The 5694-nt window shown below is 67.4% G+C and carries 8 protein-coding genes; all 8 read left to right on the forward strand.

The window, feature by feature from the left end:
• Nucleotides 1–418 precede the first annotated feature (418 nt).
• Nucleotides 419–586: a DUF433 domain-containing protein gene (locus tag ACE3UY_RS21610; protein ID WP_374689553.1), complete on the forward strand. Its 168-nt coding sequence runs from the start codon at nt 419–421 to the stop codon at nt 584–586.
• A gap of 34 nt (nt 587–620) precedes the next feature.
• Nucleotides 621–941: a DUF5615 family PIN-like protein gene (locus tag ACE3UY_RS21615; RefSeq protein ID WP_374689554.1), complete on the forward strand. Its 321-nt coding sequence runs from the start codon at nt 621–623 to the stop codon at nt 939–941.
• Between the two features lie 139 nt (nt 942–1080).
• Nucleotides 1081–2154, forward strand: coding sequence for a hypothetical protein (locus ACE3UY_RS21620; RefSeq protein ID WP_374689548.1), 1074 nt, complete (start codon nt 1081–1083; stop codon nt 2152–2154).
• A 270-nt stretch (nt 2155–2424) separates the two neighbouring features.
• A complete protein-coding gene (locus ACE3UY_RS21625; RefSeq protein ID WP_374689549.1) occupies nt 2425–2937 on the forward strand; it encodes a hypothetical protein in 513 nt (170 codons plus the stop codon).
• Nucleotides 2938–2964: 27 nt separating this feature from the next.
• Nucleotides 2965–3237, forward strand: coding sequence for a hypothetical protein (locus tag ACE3UY_RS21630; RefSeq protein WP_374689550.1), 273 nt, complete (start codon nt 2965–2967; stop codon nt 3235–3237).
• Nucleotides 3234–3656, forward strand: a complete 423-nt coding sequence (locus ACE3UY_RS21635) for a tetratricopeptide repeat protein (protein WP_374689551.1) — start codon at nt 3234–3236, stop codon at nt 3654–3656. Before ACE3UY_RS21630 ends, ACE3UY_RS21635 begins: the two co-directional genes overlap by 4 nt.
• A gap of 518 nt (nt 3657–4174) precedes the next feature.
• Nucleotides 4175–4987: a phage antirepressor N-terminal domain-containing protein gene (locus ACE3UY_RS21640; RefSeq protein WP_374689552.1), complete on the forward strand. Its 813-nt coding sequence runs from the start codon at nt 4175–4177 to the stop codon at nt 4985–4987.
• A gap of 559 nt (nt 4988–5546) precedes the next feature.
• Nucleotides 5547–5694 (forward strand): ParA family protein (locus ACE3UY_RS21645; RefSeq protein WP_374689555.1); only part of this gene is annotated, 148 nt, incomplete at its 3' end.

The following is a 5694-nucleotide window of genomic DNA, read 5'->3' on the forward strand; positions in this document are numbered from 1 at the left end:
CGTCGCCCGGTTCGAGTCCCACAGGCGGTCGAGCACTTCCAGTTCGCGGCGGCGGCCGACAAAATCTGCGCGGTACATAGTCAGATGATCATAGGACGAATGCGGCTAGGCTATCTGAAACTATACTAATGGATCGTGGGGCGATTGTCAAGTGTTTGTAGACCTGACAAATGGGCAGCCACAACTTTCGTTCTTGCCAGCGTGTTCGTGGCCGCCTACCTGTCAGGTCTAGACGCTTATGGTATCATGGAACCGACTATGGACGCTCTCCACGAGACCGAAAAGCTGCTGGCCCAACTGACTCGGGCCGAGAAGGCGCAGGTGCTCCAGTGGGTCGCGCGATCTGGGCGGCGCGTTTCCCGGCATCGACAGCCGGCCGGACGTCAGCGGCGGCGAGGCGTGCATCGTCCGCACGCGCATCCCCGTCTGGCTGCTGGTGCAGGCCCGGCAGTTGGGCGCGCCCGAGGCCGACCTGCTGCGCGCCTACCCCGCGTTGAGCGCCGAAGACCTGGCCAACGCCTGGGCCTACTACCGCGCCAACCGGGACGAGATCGACGCGCAGATCGCGGCCAACGAAACCGCCTAGTATAGAAACCGGGTTTTTCTGAAAAACCCGGTTTCTGACCTTCCCCCCGCCGGCTGTCGTCGAACTGCGGCGCCTGGGCCACGACGTGCTGACCATCCAGGAGACGGGCCGCGCCAACCTGGCCGTGGCCGATGAGGCCGTGCTGGCCTTCGCCGCCAGCGAGAACCGCGTCCTCGTCACGCTCAACCGCCGCCACTTCATTCGCCTGCACACCGCCGGCGCGGCGCACGCGGGCATCATCGTCTGCACCGTCGATCCCGATTTCGCGGCCCTGGCCCGGCGCGTCCACGAGGCGCTGGCCGCCGCGCCTGACATGACCGGGCAATTGGTGCGGGTGAACCGGCCGGCCCTGTAGGGGCGGACCTGCGTGTCCGCCCCACCTAATATCGCCAGGCGCGAAGAACGGCGCTACTACGAACCGTGCATGGAATTGCCCTGGGCGGCACGCCGCTTCGCCCCACCTGTGCTATCATACAGTCCCAGGAGGGCTTGCCATGGCCTTGCTAGAACTCAGCCTCATCACCGGCACGCTGGCCCAGATGGGCCTGGAGAAGGGCTTCCAGGCGCTCGGCCGCAGCGAGGCCGCCATCCGCGTCCGCCGCCGGCTCAAGATGCCGGCCGAACCCGACCCGGCCGACTTCGGCTCCCTCTATCGTCACGCCCTGGTCGACTGGGGCGTCTTCAAGCCCGCGCCCGTCCTCGACTTCTTCCGCGACCGGCGCATCTACGACGCCTTCCGCCGCGCCCACCAGACCGGCGACCCGACCATCCTGGATCGCGAAGCGGCCGAGGTCGTCAGGTGGGCCGAGGAGTTCGGCGTCTTCGGCGGCCTGGAGTACGACCCGCGCCGCGAGATCGCCGCCTTCGCCGCCACCTTCGACCTGCTCGTCGCCTACACCCGCCCCGCCGCCGACGCCGGGCGCGACCAGGCCATCGCCGAACAGGGGCGCAAGCTGGATGAGGCGCTGGCCCTGCTGGCCCAGTGGCGCGCCGGCGGGGACGCCGGCGCTGCCGCTCTCGGCGACGTCCACTTCTCCGGCCAGTTCCAGAACGTCATCATCAACCTGCTGTCGGAACTGAAGGACACGCGGCAGGTGGTCGGCGCGGCCGGTGGCGCGGCCGGCGGCCCGCCCGCCCCACCCCCCACCCCCCTGCCCCCACTGGACGAGGACGGCCGCCCGCCCCTGCCCGACCCTGCCCCCACCCCACCCCCCGGCTCCCGCCTGCCCTTCTACCCCAACCCGCTCTTCACCGGCCGGGAGGAGGAGTTGCGCCAACTGGCCCTCGAGCTGCTCTATGACGGGAGCGGGGGAGCGGGGGAGCAGGGGAGCAGGGGGGAGGGGTCAACGACTTCCTCTGAACTCGTCGTTCGTCGCTCGTCGTCATCGCCACCGGCATTGGCGGCGTCGACAAAACCCAACTGGCGGCCGAATTCGCCTGGCGCTACGGCCGCTACTTCGCCAGCGGCGTCCAGTGGGTCGGCCTGGAGAGCGCCGCCGCCGCCCGCGACGCCGTCATCGACTGCGGCGCGGCGATGGGCCTCTACGACCCGGCCGACCGGGAGCTGACCGCCGAACAGCAGATCGCCCGCGTCCGCCACGCCCCGGCTGATCGTCTTCGACAACTGCGAAGACCCCGCTCTGCTCGACGCCTGGGCCCCCCAGCCGGGCGGCGCGCGCGTCCTGGTCACCAGCCAGATTGGCCGCTGGCGCGTTCCGGGCGTCATCGTCCGGCCGCTTGACGTCCTTTCCGAGGCGGAGGCGGTCACCCTGCTAGAACGCCACGTCCCCCACCCCCTTCAGAGTGCGCATCCTCAGATGCGCGCTCCGTATCCTCAGATGCGCGCCCCGTCCCCGCCGTCCGCATCTGAGGATGCGGACTCCGATTGGTCTGCGACACTGAAGGCCATTGCTGGGGAACTGGGCTACCTGGCCCTCGCCCTGCACCTGGCCGGCAGCTACCTGGCCTATCTGCTCGACACGTTGGGCGGCGACCCGGCGGCGCGGGCGGCCGGCCTGCTGGCCCGGCTGCGCGACCCGGCCCTGCTGAAACACGCCTCGCTGGCCGGTGAGGGCGCCGGCGCGTCGCCGACCGACCATATACAGCACGTCGGCCGGACCTTTGCCCTCAGCTATGGGCGGCTGGGCGCGGATCGAGACGAGACGGGCGCGTTGGCCGCCGCGCTGCTGGCCTGCGCCGCCTGTTTGGCCCCCGGCGCGCCGTTTCCGGTGTGGCTATTGCGGGCAACGGTCGAACTGCCAGAGGGGGAGGACGGCGACCGGGCGCTGGCGGCGGCGCTGGAACGGCTGACGGGAGTGGGGTTGTTGGAGGGGACGGGGGCGGGTGGGTAACGGCTGCACCGGCTGATCGCGCGGTTTGTGGAGGAGGAAGAGGAGAGCTCACGCCAAGACGCGAAGGGGGCTAAGGACGCCAAGGAAGAAGACGCGGAGGAAGGAGGGGGGATGGCGGCGGCGCGGGGGGCGGTGGAGGGGGCGGTGATCACGCTGGCCCGCCAGCAAGACGTGAAGCGCGATCCGCGACCGTTGCAGGCGTGGGCCGTCCACTTCCGCCACGTGACCGACGCAGCCGTTGACCGGGAGGATGACGACGCGGCGACGCTCTGCACCAACTTCGGCTACTACTTGAAATGAGTGGCGCCCTGGCCGTCCGCGAGCGCGTCCTCGGCCCCGACCACCCAACGGCTGCGGAGCAAGCCGCCACGGCGACGAGCCTCAACAACCTGGGCGGCCTGCTGTACGCCCAGGGCGACCTGGCCGGAGCGCGGCCGTACCTCGAGCGCGCCCTGGCCGTCTCGGAGCGCGTCCTCGGCCCCGACCACCCCGATACGGCGGCGAGCCTCAACAACCTGGGCGCGCTCTGCTACTACGAAGGGAACTTGCCGGACGCCGCCGCCTACATGCGCCGGGCGCTGGCGATCCGCGACAAGGTGCTCGGCCCGCAACACCCCGACACTATCCTCACCCGCGACAACCTGTCCGCCATCGAGGCGGCGATGCGGCCGTCCCTTCTCGCCCGGCTGTTCGGGTCCGGCCGCAAGAGGCGGGAGTAGGGCCGCACTGCCTGCCAGAATGGAACGTAGGTGGACGCAGCGAAAATCAGCGCCCCATCTGCGTCCATCAGCGTCCCATTCTTCCGCTCCCCTGCGTAAGCGTTCCATGTCCGCGGGCCTGACACCCACCGACATTCCCTCCCGTCCTCTGTATTCGTAACGAATACGCAGGCCGCGCGCCCGTCGCGCTCAACCTCAATACCCCCCTCCCCCACCCGCACCCCGTCTTGCCCGCCCGGCCGGTTGATTGAAGCTTGGGAATGAAACACGGATAGGACACGGATTGAACGGATTCAACGGATTGACTGTCGTCGGAGCAGGGTTCAATCCGTAAAATCCGTCTTACCCGTGTCCTATCCGTGTTTCATTCGCAACTCTCAAGAAACCGAGACCTGACAGGTCTGAGACGTGACCGGTCTAGAAACCGAGTTTCTTCTGAGAAACTCGGTTTCTAGAGGCGGTATGGTACACTTGTGCGAAAGCAAGAGGCTACCCGTTGTCCCTCCGCGCAGGTGCTTATGAGTGATGAGGCCACCCTGATCCCCGTTGAACAAAAAGAAGTCCTTTTCTATGACGACCAACTCATCGCCGTTCGTGGCTACGATGGTCACGTCTACGTCGCCATTGGGCAACTGTGCGACCTGCTGGGCATGGACCGCGCCAGCCAGACCCGGCGCATCCGCGGCGACGAGATATTAGCCGACGGTTACCGGGGGTCAGTCAATTTGACTTACCCCGGCGGCGGCACGCAGCCGTCGGGCGTGTTGCGCGTCGATCTGCTGCCGCTATGGCTGACGGGCATTCGCACCAAGGCCGTTCGGCCCGAGATTCGCGCCAAGCTCGAACGCTTCAAGCGCGAGGCGGCCAAAGTGCTGTGGGAAGCCTTCCAGGAGGGCCGCCTGACGGCCGATCCCTCGTTCGACGACCTCCTGCGCGCCGACACCCCCGCCGCCCAGGCCTACCGCATGGCCCAGGCCCTCCTGCAACTGGCCCGCCAGCAACTCCTGCTGGAGGCCCGCCTCGTCGCCCACGACGACCGGCTCGACGCCCACGAGGATCGCCTGGAGCAGATCGAATCCGCCCTGGGCGACCGCGGACGCTTCATCACCCCCGAACAGGCCACCGAGATCAGCCAGGCCGTCAAGTCCATCGCCGCCGCCCTGCACAAGCAGAGCGGCCGGAACGAGTACGGCGCGGTCTATGGCGAGTTCTACCGCAAGTTCGGCATCCCCAGCTACCGCGAGCTGCCCGCCCGCCGCTTCGACGAGGCCATCCGCTTCCTGACCGCCTGGTTCGCCGAACTGACCGACCAGCCCGGCCTGCCCTTCTAGACGACGGACAACGGACGCCAGACGACGGCCCTCGGGCCACAACCGCCGTCCCCTGTTCGTCGTCAGGCCATTCATCGCCATTCTAAGAGGAACACAGAGAGACACTGAGATCACACAGAGTTACACAGAGGGAAGAAGGGAAGGGCTGCTCTCCCTCTGTGGAACTCTGTGTCTGCTCTCCGTGGAACTCTGTGTTCCTCTTAAAACGGCAATGAACTGCCTGACGACGAACCCTCAACCGCCAACAACAGCCTCTCCCCCGCTCCCCCTGCTCCCCCCGCTCCCTCTTGACATTACCCGTAATTACCTGTATTCTACACGTATGTTACCCGTACTATACACGTACTTACCGGTAAAATCGTCCACAATCGCCTTGACGCGCTCCCACCCCATCCCTGCCCATGTTGTAGCGCAGGCTGTTATCCTGCCGTCGGGCGCGCGAAGAATGGCTACGGATGCAGACGGACAAAACGGATGGCGATATCCGTGTCGTCCGTGCCCACCCGTAGCCATTCCATTCTTCGCCCTAACCCCTAGTCCCTAACCCCTAACCCCTACTATGCCAACACTCGCCATCGTCAACCAAAAAGGCGGCGTCGGCAAAACGACCACCGCCGTCAACCTGGCCCACGGCCTGGCCCGCAAACTCCGGTCCCCCGCCCTTCGGGAGGGGCTAGGGGAGGGCGCTTCGTCCCCCGACCCTCTCC

Source organism: Promineifilum sp. (SeqCode) (genome assembly GCF_041918635.1).
In the GTDB taxonomy this organism is placed as follows: Bacteria; Chloroflexota; Anaerolineae; order Promineifilales; family Promineifilaceae; genus Promineifilum.

Bases quoted from the DNA above. Each gene is read 5' to 3' on its own strand.
- ACE3UY_RS21620 (WP_374689548.1), top strand. From the start codon at position 1,081: ATGGCCTTGCTAGAACTCAGCCTCATCACCGGCACGCTGGCCCAGATG.
- ACE3UY_RS21625 (WP_374689549.1), top strand. From the start codon at position 2,425: ATGCGCGCCCCGTCCCCGCCGTCCGCATCTGAGGATGCGGACTCCGAT.
- ACE3UY_RS21635 (WP_374689551.1), top strand. From the start codon at position 3,234: ATGAGTGGCGCCCTGGCCGTCCGCGAGCGCGTCCTCGGCCCCGACCAC.
- ACE3UY_RS21640 (WP_374689552.1), top strand. From the start codon at position 4,175: ATGAGTGATGAGGCCACCCTGATCCCCGTTGAACAAAAAGAAGTCCTT.